Source organism: Alteromonas sp. MMG017, assembly GCF_018100795.1.
Classification (GTDB): domain Bacteria; phylum Pseudomonadota; class Gammaproteobacteria; order Enterobacterales; family Alteromonadaceae; genus Alteromonas.
Map to the genome: position 1 here is coordinate 21,460 of NZ_JAGJDY010000008.1, position 16,224 is coordinate 37,683.

18 protein-coding genes are annotated in these 16,224 nt (G+C 43.9%); 13 read left to right on the plus strand and 5 right to left on the minus strand.

Annotated features, from left to right (window positions below; translation table 11 throughout):
- Window positions 1-5: 5 nt before the first annotated feature.
- Both J8L84_RS13220 and J8L84_RS13225 read right to left on the minus strand, forming a co-directional pair.
- Window positions 6-620 carry a transglutaminase-like cysteine peptidase gene (locus J8L84_RS13220; protein ID WP_247670784.1) on the minus strand — a complete coding sequence of 205 codons (615 nt, stop codon included), beginning with the start codon at window positions 618-620 and terminating at the stop codon, window positions 6-8.
- 215 nt (window positions 621-835) lie between these two features.
- Window positions 836-2,065 carry a flagellar assembly protein T N-terminal domain-containing protein gene (locus tag J8L84_RS13225; protein ID WP_211071115.1) on the minus strand — a complete coding sequence of 410 codons (1,230 nt, stop codon included), beginning with the start codon at window positions 2,063-2,065 and terminating at the stop codon, window positions 836-838.
- A gap of 247 nt (window positions 2,066-2,312) precedes the next feature.
- On the opposite strand from J8L84_RS13225, the gene J8L84_RS13230 reads away from it, so the two are divergent.
- The gene (locus J8L84_RS13230) at window positions 2,313-2,765 is read left to right on the plus strand and encodes an LPP20 family lipoprotein (RefSeq protein WP_211071272.1); all 453 of its coding nucleotides are present in this window, start codon (window positions 2,313-2,315) and stop codon (window positions 2,763-2,765) included.
- A gap of 97 nt (window positions 2,766-2,862) precedes the next feature.
- Here the strand turns inward: J8L84_RS13230 and flgN are convergent, their stop codons facing one another.
- The 3 genes from flgN to flgA all read right to left on the minus strand — a co-directional run bounded on the left by flgN (window position 2,863) and on the right by flgA (window position 4,460).
- The gene (gene flgN, locus J8L84_RS13235; protein ID WP_211071116.1) at window positions 2,863-3,291 is read right to left on the minus strand and encodes a flagellar export chaperone FlgN; all 429 of its coding nucleotides are present in this window, start codon (window positions 3,289-3,291) and stop codon (window positions 2,863-2,865) included.
- A 10-nt stretch (window positions 3,292-3,301) separates the two neighbouring features.
- Window positions 3,302-3,634 carry a flagellar biosynthesis anti-sigma factor FlgM gene (gene flgM / locus J8L84_RS13240; protein ID WP_208804205.1) on the minus strand — a complete coding sequence of 111 codons (333 nt, stop codon included), beginning with the start codon at window positions 3,632-3,634 and terminating at the stop codon, window positions 3,302-3,304.
- 103 nt (window positions 3,635-3,737) lie between these two features.
- Window positions 3,738-4,460, minus strand: coding sequence for a flagellar basal body P-ring formation chaperone FlgA (gene flgA / locus J8L84_RS13245; RefSeq protein WP_211071117.1), 723 nt, complete (start codon window positions 4,458-4,460; stop codon window positions 3,738-3,740).
- Between the two features lie 208 nt (window positions 4,461-4,668).
- Here flgA and J8L84_RS13250 point away from each other — a divergent pair, with 208 nt between their 5' ends.
- From J8L84_RS13250 to flgK, 12 genes are all read left to right on the plus strand, one after another.
- Window positions 4,669-5,598, plus strand: a complete 930-nt coding sequence (locus J8L84_RS13250) for a chemotaxis protein CheV (protein WP_211071118.1) — start codon at window positions 4,669-4,671, stop codon at window positions 5,596-5,598.
- Window positions 5,599-5,612: 14 nt separating this feature from the next.
- A complete protein-coding gene (locus J8L84_RS13255; RefSeq protein WP_208804209.1) occupies window positions 5,613-6,443 on the plus strand; it encodes a protein-glutamate O-methyltransferase CheR in 831 nt (276 codons plus the stop codon).
- Between the two features lie 178 nt (window positions 6,444-6,621).
- Complete coding sequence (flgB, locus tag J8L84_RS13260) at window positions 6,622-7,053, plus strand: flagellar basal body rod protein FlgB (protein WP_211071119.1); 432 nt, start codon at window positions 6,622-6,624, stop codon at window positions 7,051-7,053.
- Window positions 7,054-7,055: 2 nt separating this feature from the next.
- Window positions 7,056-7,478, plus strand: a complete 423-nt coding sequence (gene flgC / locus J8L84_RS13265) for a flagellar basal body rod protein FlgC (RefSeq protein WP_013785149.1) — start codon at window positions 7,056-7,058, stop codon at window positions 7,476-7,478.
- Window positions 7,479-7,509: 31 nt separating this feature from the next.
- Window positions 7,510-8,199, plus strand: a complete 690-nt coding sequence (gene flgD, locus J8L84_RS13270) for a flagellar hook assembly protein FlgD (RefSeq protein ID WP_013785148.1) — start codon at window positions 7,510-7,512, stop codon at window positions 8,197-8,199.
- Between the two features lie 14 nt (window positions 8,200-8,213).
- A complete protein-coding gene (flgE, locus tag J8L84_RS13275) occupies window positions 8,214-9,590 on the plus strand; it encodes a flagellar hook protein FlgE (RefSeq protein ID WP_013785147.1) in 1,377 nt (458 codons plus the stop codon).
- A gap of 126 nt (window positions 9,591-9,716) precedes the next feature.
- Window positions 9,717-10,460 carry a flagellar basal body rod protein FlgF gene (locus J8L84_RS13280; protein WP_211071120.1) on the plus strand — a complete coding sequence of 248 codons (744 nt, stop codon included), beginning with the start codon at window positions 9,717-9,719 and terminating at the stop codon, window positions 10,458-10,460.
- A gap of 48 nt (window positions 10,461-10,508) precedes the next feature.
- Window positions 10,509-11,297 carry a flagellar basal-body rod protein FlgG gene (gene flgG / locus J8L84_RS13285; protein WP_013785145.1) on the plus strand — a complete coding sequence of 263 codons (789 nt, stop codon included), beginning with the start codon at window positions 10,509-10,511 and terminating at the stop codon, window positions 11,295-11,297.
- Between the two features lie 11 nt (window positions 11,298-11,308).
- Window positions 11,309-11,989 (plus strand): flagellar basal body L-ring protein FlgH, encoded by a 681-nt coding sequence (gene flgH, locus J8L84_RS13290; RefSeq protein WP_057796302.1) that lies wholly within the window; start codon window positions 11,309-11,311, stop codon window positions 11,987-11,989.
- A gap of 20 nt (window positions 11,990-12,009) precedes the next feature.
- Window positions 12,010-13,122 (plus strand): flagellar basal body P-ring protein FlgI, encoded by a 1,113-nt coding sequence (locus J8L84_RS13295; RefSeq protein WP_211071121.1) that lies wholly within the window; start codon window positions 12,010-12,012, stop codon window positions 13,120-13,122.
- On the plus strand, window positions 13,122-14,072 hold the full coding sequence (flgJ, locus tag J8L84_RS13300; protein ID WP_211071122.1) for a flagellar assembly peptidoglycan hydrolase FlgJ: 951 nt from the start codon (window positions 13,122-13,124) through the stop codon (window positions 14,070-14,072). The genes J8L84_RS13295 and flgJ overlap by 1 nt, the downstream gene beginning before the upstream one ends.
- 17 nt (window positions 14,073-14,089) lie before the next feature.
- On the plus strand, window positions 14,090-16,219 hold the full coding sequence (gene flgK, locus J8L84_RS13305; protein ID WP_211071123.1) for a flagellar hook-associated protein FlgK: 2,130 nt from the start codon (window positions 14,090-14,092) through the stop codon (window positions 16,217-16,219).
- The last annotated feature ends 5 nt before the right edge of the window (window positions 16,220-16,224 follow it).

The window sequence follows — 16,224 nt, forward strand, 5'->3', positions numbered from 1 at the left end:
ACTCCTCAGGATTGTCTTTTTATTCCCTCACTTTTCATGCGCTCAATAACGTTGCGCCACCGAGATAGTCTACTGGTAGAAGTGGAAACCTGCTTGGTTTTGCCAGGCGACCAAATGCCAGCGTCATTAAAGCTAAATACAGGCATGAGATCGGTTCGTTGTGAACCAGGCAATATTTCAGAAACAAGACTGTCTAAGACCAAGGGATCTGAAGACGGAGTTTCGTAATAACCTAATACCATATGAGCTTGCGTTACGCGGCTTCTACCAATCTTTGCTTTAACATAAATTAAGCGAAGTTTAGTACTATCAATGCCTAAGTGTAGCAGAGCTATATATTTTGCAATGGCGTAATCTTCACAATCTCCACGGGAATGGCCAAAAAGCTCGGCGGGGGTAGCCCAGTAGTCTTTTTGTTTGAAAACAATGTCATCGGTGGCGTACTGAATATGCTCGTCAAAGAAGCGGTTTACACCGTCTAACTGAGCGGATATTGAAAGATTGTTTAGCTGACTTAGTTTTTCTTCTAACGCTTTGACATCTAGAGCTTTATCATCCCCAAATCGTGTTTTTACTTCCATTTCTAAAACGGGGAACTCTATAGACAGATGATCCTTCATTTGCTGTCCTGTCAACATAAGAGCTAAAACTACGAAGCAGTTTGACGCAAATATCGAAAGGGTCATGATTTATTTTTTTAGTTATTTATTATACGAAAGTATAAGCACCTTATAGACGATGCTCTTACACATATATATAGATATTCATACCTGAGTATAGGTATAGCATGGAGGAAATGTGAAACCAAGTGCTACGTAGAAGAGAATTATCACGGTTACCGTTTAATAACAAAATCGCTCTCTTGGATATTCGCAATAATGCCACTGTCTTTATGAATCAGTCTGGCGGTATTGCCATAGGCATTTTCGACAACAAATGCACCAGGATAAATATGGTACTGCAAATAGGCCTTGCCGTGTCTGTCGATAATTTCACTGGTTTGATAGACAAAAAGTTCATCACCGTTCTTTATGCCATTATCGCGCCCCAATGATACTGAGATATGCGAACCAGCAACATTAAGTACTCGGCCAGTCATGGGCTGGCAAGCAATAGTCTCGTTGATATCTGCGGTTAACTGCTGCATCTGCTTTTTAATCGCATTACCGTATTCTGTTCGCCAAAAGGTCGATGAAAATTCGTCTACATCAGCAAATCTGTCAAAAGGCCACTTGGCTTCAGTAATGTAATCTTTCTGTAGCAGCAAGCCACTATTAATACCGTCGAAAACCTTAATGCTTAGCGAAAAGTATCGGGTGGCTTTTTCTTCCTTCCAGAACGCAAACGAAGAGGGTCGTTGTCTTTCGACACTAACGTCACTAATGCTACCAATTAAAACAAACTGTGCATTTGATTGTTGTGACAATGCACGCACATTTTCTTCAAGCCCATTCACTCCCCATCGTGTGGTATGCGGAGCAATGTACGCTAAATTTAAATTCTGCGCCTGCGACGACATTTCGGTCGCTAGCTTTCTTGTCACTGCTTCTGAAAAGTTAGGTATCTTTCCTTCAACCAAATGATTGCGGTTCTCCACCATAAAGTAACTGGTGGCAATATTCTTATCGTACTTAACTGCGGTGCATTGTTTTGCCGCAGGAAAGATATCTGCCCTGACGCTTACGGTAACATAATCCTTGTGCCACACTTCATCAGTAAGCTCGAGATGATCCACTTCACCTGTACTACTAATGGTAATATCTTCACTTTCAAGTAACCCATTTGTGAGTTGCTGAACACTGCTTATCGAGGCACCTGCGAATAACAAAGCTTGTTTTAGGGCTTCTTCAGTGGCGTCTCTACGCGCTTTTTCTTTATTGCCATTTACAATGACGGCTTGGCCTTTGGCTTCATACCAGGCGGCATGGCTTTGCCCTATCGTTACTGTAGCAAGGCAAAACAGCGCCATGAAAAAGGCGACATTGGCGTATCTAGCTTGATATCTTCTTTTAACAGAAGAGATGCTAACTAAAAACAATTTAGCGAATGTTCGTATGCCAAGCACAGTCTTGTCCTTTTGTTGCAGTGCGATAAGGAGCACTACATCAGTTAATTTAGGTCAGTGTTCTTTTAAAACAGTTTCTTTTTAAGTTTTTGTGTCTATTTTTACTCTAATTTATATAAGCGAAATAGATGCCAATGTTTCAAATTTAAAATTTAGGCGTAAACATTGCTTATCCATTAATAGAAAAATTGAGAATGAGGTTTCTCTGATGGTGTTTTTTAAGAAATTGGTAAGTAGCCGAGCATGGATGATAGCGGTATTATTCGCTGCCCTGACAGGTTTGCCAGGATGCAGTTTATTTGTAGATAAACATGTGGAATGGGAGACGGTCGAGCCAGACAGTTACCCTGTGCTAAGTGCTGTAGGCTATGCCCCTATTATGTCGCAACGGGGTGATAGCGAAACGGTGAAAACCTTGATGGCAATCAAAGCGTCAAAACTAGAGGCTTACAGAGAACTTGCAGAGCAGGTGTACGGACAACGTATTGAAGGTAATCAATCACTGTCTAGCCTTGTGGTGGATAATGAAACCTTACGGGCTTCTGTCGAGGGAGTCATTAGAGGGGCTAGGGTAATAAAAAGTTACCCCGTGGGTGAAGATACCTATGCCACCGAACTTGAACTAGATATGCATCGCGTTTACGACATTTATTTGACGACCGCGAAGCCACAAAGAATTAAAGACATTAAATACTACTAAGTATTTAGATGTATGGCTAAATAGCACTCACAAAAAAGCGCGTATTAAACGCGCTTTTTTGTATTCTTATTTTGGCATTTTGTGACGAGTGCATTACTTAGGCGCTAATACCTGAACCTAAACGGCCAGCATTTGGCTTGCCTTTCTTATCGTAGGTTAACGACTCTTTAGCGCGAACTTCCAACATCAGATTACGTAAGTGTGTGAGGCGAAGCTGTCCTTGCTCTACGGCTTTCTGATTAATTTGGGTTTTATACTTACAGTCTTCTAACAGACTTTTCGCTTTATCCATTAACCCTTGTTCATCTGCACTAATTGTTTCGTCTGTAGTTTGACGATATAAGGCCTCGACTTTTTGGTCGGCAGCCTGAATAGACTCTAATAGTGCAGACTTATCTTCTAACAGACTCATCAAGGTTTCTGCATCTCGTGAGCTAATCAAATGTAATTCTTTTTCCAGCAACAAGCACAGGCCCTCTAAATTAGCGACCTGTTGTGATAATGCTGAATAAAGATGACTAGTCATAAAAACCTAATTATTTGCGGCCAAAGATCTCACCCTCAAGCTTAGCGATTTTATTCGCTAACACTTCCGGGTTTACTCGGTATTCACCACTGGAAACCGCTTTTTTAAGACGGTCGACTTTTTCCTGATTAACAGGCGCTTCAGAACCTTTTTTCTGAACTTGATTCAACTGTTGTGCAGACTGAGTCAAAGATACTGAATCTTGTCGTGGTGCTTGAGCAACAGAAGCATTGTTAGAAGTCGCTTGTTGCTGTTGCGACTGCTGTGTCTGATTCTGTTGCGAAATTTTAGTATTATCAACGGGAGTTTTTGGTAACCCATTGTTTACATTGTTAATTGCCATAATATTTCTCCACTACCTTTTCGCCTCTGTATAAGTTATCGGCACAAGCCTTCTTTTCTTTAGGCTTTTATACAACGAAAACGTAGTTTTTTAGCACGCTGAACTACAAGTGTACCACGACTTCTTGAGCGCTGGCGACTTCCGCTATGACAGGCTTTTGGCTACTGGCATTGAGTACCTTTATGGTATCGCCAATAACACCATCTTGCTGTGCTATTCCTGATGTTTTAACCGCCATTCCACCAAGTGATGCGCGAATGGTAATTCTATCGCCTTTGCACACAAAGCATAGCATATTGGATTGCACAGCTTGGCCATCAACAATTCGACGCTTCATTCGAGCGCCAATTAATGCATCTACATCGGTAAAAGCACTATAACGAAGGCGCTTTATATCTACCGATGCCAGCGTTAAATTAGACGCAGAGAGCACGGTGCCCGGGCTAACCGCGCCAGATGTAACCACAATTTCTTTCGTTCTCGTGACTTGGGCACTGGTAAACAAGTACCAATCATTATTTCCACAACTTACCCGCACCGAAACATACGATTGGTTCAACGATTCATCAGACGCATGAAATTGAAATCCTGTGGGGCACTGAGGAATATTAATTCTTTCGTCTACTTCAGCAATGCTCACAGCAATATCGGTGTTTTCATCGTGTATACTAAGCGCCGACAACAGGTATTCTTCTGCGCCCTTATTCACTACATCGTGCATTGTTTCAGCGTAACTGTAAGGCGCTAAAGCAACGGCCACCACAACAGTGAAAAGTGGCAGACGAACTCCTGTAAGCCAAGATTTTACGTTTTTTAAATTTTTCATAGTCACTTTTCGTGTTCACTTACTGAGTTATTGTCTATGCTTATAAGACAAATTAGGTTGAGACAATAACTTGCGTACGTCCGTGATTAAGTTGTACATGCAGCGAAACCGTCATTTTTCTGTCGTTTGACCTGCATACATTTAGTGATATTGTCTATTCTCTTTAGTGAAGGCAATGATCATGCCCAGTATTAAAAAGAGGTGAGATATGTCGGGAATTTTAGACTCGGTTAACCAACGAACCCAATTAGTTGGTCAAAACCGTCTTGAGTTATTGTTGTTCAGGCTTAATGGCCGTCAACGCTTTGGTATAAACGTGTTTAAAGTACGTGAAGTGCTCCAGTGTCCACCACTGACTTCAATGCCGAAGTTGAACTCGCTAGTTCGCGGAATAGCACATATTCGTGGGCAAACTATTTCTGTTATCGATTTAAGCATGGCGACGGGGGGTAAGCGTATTGAAGATTTATCAAACGCGTTTATCGTTATTGCTGAATACAACCGTTCTGTACAAGGTTTTTTAGTGGGCGCTGTAGAGCGCATTATTAATACCAACTGGGATGCCATCATGCCGCCTCCTCAAGGGACAGGCCGAGCGAGTTACTTAACCGCTGTTACTGAAGTAGAAAACGAATTAATCGAAATTCTCGACGTAGAAAAAATCCTCAATGAAATTTCACCGCTTAATGCAGAAGTAAGCGCCGATGTTGCTGAAGGGCTTTCTACGGAAGGTAAAGAAGACAAAATTATCTTCATTGCAGACGATTCAGCCGTGGCAAGAAACCAGGTCAAAAAAGCGCTAACCTCACTTGGGTTAGAAATTGAGCTGGCAAAGAATGGTTTAGAAGCGTTAAACCGCTTGAAGGAAATCGCTGAAGAATATGGTGATATTACCAAGCGAATTGGGGTGCTAGTGTCTGACATAGAAATGCCAGAGATGGACGGTTACACCCTTACGGCGGAAATCAAAAATACACCAGAACTTCAGAAGCTTCATGTTGTACTTCACACTTCTTTAAGTGGCGTATTCAATCAAGCCATGGTTCAGAAAGTGGGAGCGGATGACTTTATTGCGAAATTTCACCCCGATGAACTAGCGACAGCAGTTCAGAAGTGGTTAATGACGGATTGTGAATAACGGAGCGGTAGGGGTTGGATAATAAAAATGTGTCGCCGGCAAGCTATGAAAAGTTTCGGCACTTCCTCGAGAAACAATGTGGAATAGTACTCGGGGAAAACAAGCAATACCTTGTAAGAAGCAGGCTTGCGTCTTTGTTATATAAGCATGACTATGACAATACTGATGCGCTTATTGATGTGGTGGTAAAGGGTTACGATCGTAACCTTTTACAAAGCGTCATCGATGCGATGACCACAAATGAAACATTGTGGTTTAGAGATACTTATCCATTTGAGTTGCTACAACGCGATTTACTTCCTCAACTAGCAACGAAAAATCAAAAGCTTAGAATTTGGAGTGCAGCTTGTTCGTCTGGACAAGAGCCTTACTCTATTGCTATGTCCATTCTAGAGTTTCAAAAACAGCGACCAGGATTGCTTAGGCAAGGGGTTGAAATTATAGCCACTGACCTTTCTTCTGAAATGCTAAATAAGTGTAGCCAAGGGCTATATGATGAACTTTCGCTAGCGAGAGGGTTATCGCCACAACGCAGGGCTATGTTTTTCCAGCCTCATGAAAGTGGGCAAATGCAGGTTAAGCCAGAAGTGCGCAACATGGTTTCATTCAGAAGTTTGAATTTGTTAACCTCCTATGCAGCACTTGGCCGCTTTGACATCGTTTTTTGCCGCAATGTGCTGATTTATTTTTCGGCAGATGTGAAACAAAAGATACTGCAACAAATTGCCGGACAGCTGCAACCTGCCGGTGTCCTTTTCCTTGGCGCGTCTGAATCTATCAGTGCGGCAAGCGATACATATGCCATGATCAAATGTAATCCTGGCTTGTACTACCAAAAGAAATAACCATATAACGTACTGAATTTTATGTAATATTTCAGGCTTTCACCGTTTCACCCCTCTTTTTTATACAGTGCCAATCTTCAGGTTGGCATCTGCCTTGCTAGTAAAATTCTATAACAGTTAATTCGTCATTCTTTATTCACGACGTATTTTCGGAATTTCGCAGCTAGGAGTTTTCAATATGGCCATTAATCTCGACAAGTTAGTCGGGTTTCATCAGTCGGCGTTAGCAATACGCACCGACAGAATGGAAGTCATTTCTGGAAACCTAGCGAACGCCAATACCCCTGGTTATAAAGCTAAAGACATCGACTTTAACAAAGCGATGGAGTCAGCCATGAGCGCCCAAGAAGGGCAGCACAAATTAGGTGGTGGCAGCTTAGCAAGAACACACGATAAACACATAGGTGGCGATATATCGTCGGTAGCATCAAATTTTGAAATGCAATACCGCATACCTACTCAACCGGATACCGGAGACGGCAATACGGTGGAAGTACAGGCAGAACGTAACCGCTTTTTAGATAACGGTTTACGCTATCAAGCCACACTAGAGTTTATTAACAGTAAAGTTAAAGGTATGAAAAAAGCCCTTAGTTCTGGAGGCCAGTAATCATGAGCTTATTTAATGTGATGTCAATTTCCAGTACCGGTATGGAAGCTGAAAATGTTCGTTTAAACACCACCGCTAGTAACATTGCTAACGCGAACTCGGTAAGTAGTAGTTATGACGAAACGTACCGTGCAAGACATCCTGTGTTTGCCGCTGAGTTACAGCGAGCCATGGGCGATCAAAGCAAGGGTGTGGGTGTTGAAGTTAAGGGAATTGTAGAAAGCGATGCGCCATTGCAAGTTGAGTATGCTCCGCATAACCCAATGGCTGACGAAGAGGGTTATATTTATAAGCCGAACGTAAACATCGTTGAAGAAATGGCAAATATGATGTCGGCGTCAAAAGCCTATGAAACCAACGTTCAGGTTGCTGATACCACCAAACGGATATTCCGTCGGGTACTGCAGCTAGGACAAGGGCAATAAGTTGCCGCATAGGTAATGTGAGGAAAATACTGTGACCACAATTAACAACACCACTGGCCTGAACAACGAACTCTACTGGCAAGAAGAGACGGTTCCGGTTGTCGATGGAACAGAGCAACAGCTTTCGCAAGAAGACTTTTTTGCCATGTTAACCGAGCAATTAGCGAATCAGGATCCTACTAAACCAGTAGATAACGATCAGATGGTAGCGCAAATGACATCATTCACTATGGCTGACGGTATTTCTCAGTTGAATGATAAGTTCGAGTCATTCGCCGCCTCGATGACATCTAACCAGGCATTGCAAGCATCCAGCTTAATAGGTCAGAACGTGTTAGTGCAGGGCAACGTAGGGCATATGTCTAGCGACGCTGCTGGGGTATCGGGTGTTGTGGTTAATGAGCAAAGCGTCCAAAACATGACGATAACCGTTGAAAATCAATACGGTGAAGTGATTAAGACAATTGATGCTGGCACACAAGCCGCTGGCAACATTCAGTTTGAATGGGATGGCAAAGATACCCAAGGCAATGATATGCCAGCGGGCGACTATGTAATCAGTGCTACAGGCGAATTAAACGGTGAAGGCGTTCAATTGAATACTGCCATTAATCGTCATGTAGGAAGTGTTAGCTTGGCCGGTAGTGGTCAGGGCGTAATTTTAAATTTAGATGGCGAAGTCAGCATTAGTCTTGACGACGTTATTCAAATCGGCAGTTAGCAGGAGAAAGAAGCATGTCTTTTAATATTGCACTAAGTGGCGTAGCTGCCGCACAAAAAGATTTAGATGTAACCGCGAATAACATCGCAAACGTGAATACTGTTGGCTTTAAAGAGTCTCGAGCTGAATTCGGCGACGTGTACGCCACATCATTATTGGCTGGAAGTAAAACCAAGGTGGGCGACGGTGTTTTGACACAAGATGTAGCTCAGCAGTTTTCACAAGGTAGCTTACAGTTTACCAATACTGCACTTGATTTAGCGATTACTGGTAATGGTTTCTTTGCCACGGTTCCTGATGAAACCTCACGAGACTTCTCGTTTACCCGTGCCGGTCAATTCAAGTTAGATGATGACAATTATGTGGTTAACAGTAACGGCGACTTACTTTTAGGTTTCCCCGTTAACTCAGACTCTACCAGCTCATCGGTTGCATTAAGTACTACAGAGCCAGTGCAAATCCCAGATTCATCAGGTTCTCCAGCACAAACCTCAGAAGTTGATATCCGTATGAACTTACCTGCAGGTGATCAGGGGTTAGATCCAGCAGCATTTGACCCACAAGATCCACTTACCTACAATGCGGCAACCTCGGTAACAGTTTACGACTCATTAGGCGACAGCCATGTGATGACTTATTACTTCGTTAAAGATGTGGCGGCAGACAATGAATGGTATGTGGCGACAGCGGTAGACGATCAACTTACTGATTTAGTGAATTCTACCGGTACTGATTCCGACCCTACTACAGCGGTAAACTCGTTGGGTACTAACACAGGTAACGGTGTTACAGCAGCTAAACTTGTGTTTTCTCAAGGTGGTGACTTTATTGGAATTGAATCACCAGATGGCATTCAAACTACCGATTATAAACTAACGACTGAAGCGCTTGGTTCTGCTTTATCAAACGGCGCGGATGCGACGCAGCAAATTGGTATCGATTTCAACTTAGACCCTTCAAATGCGACTACTGTTGAGCCTACACAATACGCATCGGCATTCGAAGTTACGTCATTAGAGCAAGATGGTTTGCCAGTTGGTCGATTAACAGGTATTGATATTGGCCCAGATGGTTTGGTTCGAGCGACGTTTTCAAACGGTACGTCTGAGCCTATCGTACGTGTGGCGTTAGTGAGATTTGCCAATGAGCAGGGCTTAACCCAGCAAAGCAGCACTGAGTGGAAAGAAAGTATTCTCTCTGGTGAAGCATTAGCGGGTGAAGCAACTACCGGTACGTTTGGTGAGATTAACTCATCAGCGCTAGAGCAAGCTAACGTAAACCTAACCACTGAGCTTATCGATATGATTATTGCACAGCGGAACTTCCAGGCTAACTCTCGAGCACTTGAAGTGAACAACTCACTTAACCAGACTATCCTGAACATCCGATAAACAGTGATGTTTAACTAAAAAAAACCGCAACTTTGTTGCGGTTTTTTTGTATCCACTTCTATTTGTGCATGTTGGCACTGGGATTGCAAAACCTGTATATGGTTTAACCAGAGTCAAAAGTCAGTCATGGACAAACTTCTCTACATTGCTGCCAGCGGTGCATCTCAAGACCTTTTAGGTACTGGGCTTCGTGCCAATAACTTGGCTAACGCGCAAACAACCGGGTTTAGAGCTCAGTTAGAACAGGCAAGGTCAATGCCTGCCTACGGCGAAGGTTTGCCGTCTCGCGTTTTTTCAATGACCGAAAGTCCGTCAAACAACTATGAATCGGGCCCTATGATTCAAACGGGTCGTGATTTAGACGTTGCTATCCAAGGCGATGGCTGGTTTGCCGTTCAAGACGACAATGGCCAAGAAGCTTATTCTCGTGACGGTAACTTTAAGTTGGGTGACGACGGTATTTTGACAGATGTGCACAATCGCCCGGTTTTAGGTGATAACGGTCCAATCTTTCTTCCTGTACCACTGGATAACCTAGATATTGGTATGGACGGCACCTTGTCAATGAGACAGCTTGGCGCACCAGCAAATGTGATTGAAGATGTTGGCCGGCTGAAATTGGTTAAACCGAACTATGCCGATATGGAACGTGGCACTGATGGTTTATTTAGAATGGAAGACGGCACGGTAGCGCCAGCAAACGCTGGTGTGAAAGTGATGTCTGGCATGTTGGAAGGCTCGAACGTAAATGCCGTTGATGAAATGGTCAACATGATAAGCCTTCAGCGCCACTACGAGCTTCAAGTGAAGATGATGAAGCAAGCTGACGAGCTAGATTCTCGCGGCAACCAGTTACTACGCATTCTATAGATTAGTTAACAATTTCGTTATACGAACTTAAAAGGTTAGGAGGTCGCCATGCACCCAGCATTGTGGATAAGTAAAACAGGTCTTGATGCCGCACAAACAGATGTCGCGGTGGTATCGAACAACCTGGCTAACGCATCAACGGTAGGCTTTAAAAAAGACAGAGCAATTTTTGAAGACTTGCTTTATCAAAATATAAACCAACCTGGTGGCCGTTCATCAGCTGATACTGAATTACCGTCTGGCCTTATGTTAGGTTCTGGTTCAAAAGTGGTATCAACGCAAAAAGCGCATACCCAAGGTAACTTGCTAACCACAGATAACGCATTGGATATGTCTATTCAAGGGCGCGGTTATTTCGAAATATTACAGCCTGATGGCACCATTGCGTATTCAAGAAATGGTCAGTTTTCAATGAATGACCAAGGTCAAATAGTGACCTCTGGCGCTGGCTTTTTATTACAACCCGAAGTGGCTATTCCAGAGGATGCGCAGCAAATTACCATTTCACAAGACGGTGAAATTAGCGTGTCAATTCGTGGTCAAGCCGAACCGCAAGTGCTTGGACAAATGAACCTATCAGACTTTATCAACCCAACAGGCCTACAGCCTATTGGGCAGAACCTTTACGTTGAAACCGCATCAAGCGGCGCGCCTATTCAGGGTGTTCCAGGCCTTCAAGGTATAGGCACTATTGCACAAGGTACGTTAGAAACCTCTAACGTGAATGTGACCGAAGAGCTGGTTAATTTGATTGAAAGTCAACGTCTGTATGAGATGAACTCGAAAGTGATTTCATCGGTGGATCAGATGCTTGGACAAGTCATTCAGCAACTTTAGTGAGTAATGTTATGCGAATTATCGGACTCTTTCTTTCAGTGGCAATTTTGGCAGGTTGTGCAAGCACGAACCAGCCACCGGTTCAAGCAAACGACCCGTCGTTTGCCCCAGTGGTACCTGATTATCCTCGCGAGAAGATTGTAGAAGATGGTTCGCTGTTCCGCTCTTATATGGCCAATAGCTTATATTCAGATATGACGGCTAGACGGGTTGGCGACATTATTACCATAACGTTAAGTGAAAATACCAACGCGAGTAAATCAGCGGGTACGTCGACATCAAAAGACACCACAGTAGATTTAGATACAATCACCGGATTAGGCGGGCAAGCGCTAAATATTGGCGGGCAATCTGTTCAGCTTGGTGTAAGTTCTTCAAACGACTTTGCCGGTGATGCAGCAACAAACCAAAGCAATAGTTTATCGGGAAATATCTCGGTCACTGTAGTGGAAGTGCTACCCAATGACAATTTGGTTATTCGCGGCGAAAAGTGGCTTACCTTAAATCATGGCGACGAATATATTCGTTTAACCGGCATTATTCGCTTATCTGACATTAGCCCCGAAAATGAAGTGCTATCGACCAAAATCGCCAACGCCAGAATTCAATACAGCGGGACGGGCTCATTTGCCAGTGCGCAAGAGAAAGGCTGGCTTACGAAGTTTTTCACATCATCATGGTGGCCGCTTTAAGCGGGGCTAGGAGAATCATTATGCGTTTGTTTTCAGTGGTACTTATCGCATTAACATTGGTGTTGTCTAGCAATGCTAATGCGCAACGCATCAAAGACTTGGCAAGTATTCAAGGGGTGAGAAGCAACCAATTAGTAGGTTACGGTTTAGTGGTTGGCTTACCGGGCACCGGTGAGCAAAGCCCCTTCACCGAGCAAAGCTTCCGTACCATGTTAAGTAACTTTGGTATTAGTTTAGATTCTAACACCAAACCCAAAATCAAAAACGTGGCAGCCGTGGCTGTTCACGCTGAACTGCCCGCTTTTACTAAGCCAGGGCAAACTATTGATATTACCGTGTCGTCAGTAGGCGAAGCGAGTAGTTTGCAAGGCGGCACGCTTCTACAAACGTTTCTTCGCGGTGTAGATGGCAAAGTGTATGCCGTAGCGCAAGGTAGCTTGGTTGTGAGTGGCTTTGGTGCTCAAGGCGGTGATGGTTCACGAATTGTGGTGAATACACCGACTGTAGGTCGTATTCCAAACGGTGCCATGGTTGAGCAAACCGTACCAAGCGGTTTTGCCAATGGCGATTCATTAACACTGAACTTGCATTACCCTGATTTTTCAACCGCTAAGGCATTAGCTGATGTGATAAACGAGCGATTAGGTGCACAGCCAGAAAAAGGCTATTCCATTGCAACGCCCATTGATGCCGCGTCAGTACGTGTGTCCGCGCCAAGAGATGTTGGTCAGCGAGTGGGCTTTTTGGCCACACTAGAAAATTTTGAATTTACGCCGGCTGATGCGCCTGCGCGGGTTGTTATCAATAGTCGTACCGGTACGATTGTAATTGGTCGAGACGTACGTTTACTGCCTGCCGCTATTACCCATGGCGGGTTAACCGTGACAATTTCAGAAAACCAACAAGTTACTCAACCCAACGCTTTTGCGGATGGTGAAACGGTTGTAACCACACAGTCGATTGTAGATGTGGATTTATCAGACAGTCGCATGTTTTCTTTTGAGCCTGGGGTGACTCTCGATCAGCTAGTGCGAGCCGTCAACGAAGTAGGTGCTGCACCTGGTGATTTAATGGCGATTTTAGAAGCATTAAGACAGGCTGGTGCGCTTCATGGTGAATTGGTGATCATCTAATGGAAGCATTCAGCTCAAAAAATCAGCTTGATATGGCACGAAATGTCCACGATCTTGGCAGTATCAACAAAATGCGCGAGGCCATTGCTTCGGGTGATGAAAGTGTATTGCAAGAAGCGGCAGAGCAATTTGAAGCCATATTTGTGCAAATGATGCTGAAGTCTATGCGTAAAGCACAAGACGCCCTTGCCGATGAAAATAGCCCATTCAATTCTCAACAAGTTAAGTTCTATCGCGATATGCACGACCAACAACTTGCAACTGATTTAACGTCAGGCGGCGGTTTGGGATTAGCTGATATTATCGTAAAACAAATGGGTCAATCTGAAGACAGTTATTTACCTGCCAGCGTAATTCGCAGTGACGGCAACTTGAGCTCGCTGAACCGTGACCGTGTTATTGCCACAGAACAAGCCCAAGAAACTGTGCTGGCTTCTGAATCTAAAGGTGTCCAATCGGCCACCAAAGACAGCATGTTCGATAGCCCTGAAGACTTTGTTGAAACCTTACGCCCCTATGCTGAACAAGTGGCTGAAAAGTACGGTATGGATGCTAAAGCTATTATTGCGCAGGCCGCGGTTGAAACGGGTTGGGGTAAGTTTGTTATTCATAACGCGGATGGCGAAAGTTCGCACAATCTTTTTGGTATAAAAGCGAATGCGCAGTGGGAAGGCGACCAAGCGGTTGTCGATACACTTGAATTTAATAGCGGCATTCCACAAAAGCAAAAAGCAGCATTTCGTTCTTATGCATCATTAGAAGAGGCAGTTCATGATTACGGGCGCTTTATCGTCACTCAGCCCCGTTATCAGCAAGCTGTAGAACAAGCCTCAGATGCCCACAGCTATACCCGTGAGCTACAAAGCGCTGGATATGCTACAGATCCTCATTATGCCAGCAAAATCATGGCCGTTTACAACAGCGATAGGCTTAACGGCTTAATGCCGTAAGAAGAGGGGTTTAATATATGAGCGCAGTTGATTTATTTTCCCTAGCCACCAGTGGTGTAAACGCCAGTAGTAAGCTTTTACAAACGACCAGTAATAATATTGCCAATGTAAATACGCCTGGGTACGTACGAGAACGAACCGAGCTTGTTAACAGCGATGTATTCGGTGTTGAAATCGGTAATACAGAGCGAATTATTAACGTATTTGCGCAAAACCAGCTTCGCCGCGATATAACTTCGGTGGGTGAACTAGAGGCTTTTTCTTCCAAAACGTCAGCAATTGATAACCTTCTAGCGAGTGAAGCAAACTCCCTTTCTAAAGGCATTAGTGATTATTTTGCAGCAGTCCAAACTGCCTCAGACGACCCTACTAACTTGGCCTCTCGTGAACAGGTATTAGGAAAGTCAGAATCGCTGTATCAGCGTATGAAAACCCTGTCAGATTACATGGTTGAAAAGGAAGAAGAGTTTAATCTTGAAGTCACGTCGTTGGTTAACAGAACCAATAGCTTGATTAGCTCTATTGGCGAACTAAACAAAAATATTGTCATTGCCAAAGGGAATAACACCAGCGACGAACCCAGTGCATTGATGAATAAACGAGATGCCGCTGTTGAAGAACTCGCCTCGATTATGGCTATCAATGTGAAAGAGAGTCAGAGTCAAAACGGAGCGATTACCGTAAATTTGACCACTGGCGAATCACTCATATTAGATAATGGTGCGTTTAATTTATTTGAAATAAGTACCAGTGCAGATTCAACTAGCAAAGAGCTAAAGTTAGAAACAGATTTTGGTTCTCAAACGAAGAACGATACTACGGTTCGTGTTGTTGAAAGTGACTTAGGTGGCAGCCTAGGCGGATTATTTCGTTACAGAAATGAAGTGCTTGGCACTGCTATGCGCGATGTGGGCCAACTTGCTGTCACTTTTGCCGATGCAGTTAATACCCAAAACAAACTCGGGATGGATTTAGACGGCCAATTGGGCGGCAATATTTTTGACATCCCTACGTTTAGGGGATTAGAAACACAGGATACCAGCGGGGATTATCAGGTTGTTGGTCAACTTATCGCAGGTAAAGGGGCAGAACTGACTGATGCCGATTATCAAATAGAGGTAACTGCTGTAGCGGCAGGTGTTCCCAGCGAAATAGAAATTACTTTTTTAAATCCTGATGGAACCCCGCAAAAAGACGGCTCTGGAAATGATATTGTCTTTTCAAACTACAGTGTGACTAGTGGGTTTAATGAGTTACCCGGCGGTATTGAAGTAGAATTTGGTGGGGCTTCAACCTATGCGGTAGGAGATGAGTTTTTGATGCAGCCGACTAAAACGATTGCATCAACTATTGAGTTAGCCACAAACAGACCTGAAGATCTCGCGTTCGCCGCGCCAGTAAGGGCACAAGCGGATGCCACGAATTTAGGTAGCGCCAATGTGAGTGGGGTAACAATTACCAACACTGAAGTCGGCGGTGGTACTGAACAATCTGCATTTGATGGCGCTGGTGGCATACATGATTTAGCCAGCTCGCCCAGTGGCACGTTTGGCGCGCCGGCTCAAATAGTCTTTACCGCAGAAGATAGCTATCAAGTGCTAGATGGAGAAACGCCGCCCAATGTCATTACCAATGTGACCGGCGCAACTAATTTAAGTAACTTACTAGCACAGGCACAAAGCAGTGGCAGCGGCCCTGCTTGGCCTGCAGCATTTTCATCATTAGATGACTACCCAGGTTATGACATTAGTTTAGATGGCGTACCTAAAGCGGGTGATAGTTTTACGATTAGTTACAATACCGATGGTTTTAACGACAACAGTAATGCACTTGAAATTGCAGCTTTGCAAAACGAGAACTTAGTGCAAGTGAGTAGTGAATCAACCAATCAGCAACGTACCTTTCAAGATGCTTATGCATCTATGGTAGGGCGGATTGGTGAAGACGCAGCCATGGCTGACATTTCTTTGACTTCAGCAGAAGCAATGAAAACTCAATCAGAAAATTGGTTTGAGTCAGTATCTGGGGTAAGCCTAGATGAAGAGGCGGCAAACCTAGTCAAGTTTCAGCAGTCTTATTCTGCCGCAGCACGAATTTTAAGCACAGCGCAAGAGTTGTTCGATACTATTCTAAGTGCAGCGAGGTAACAGAT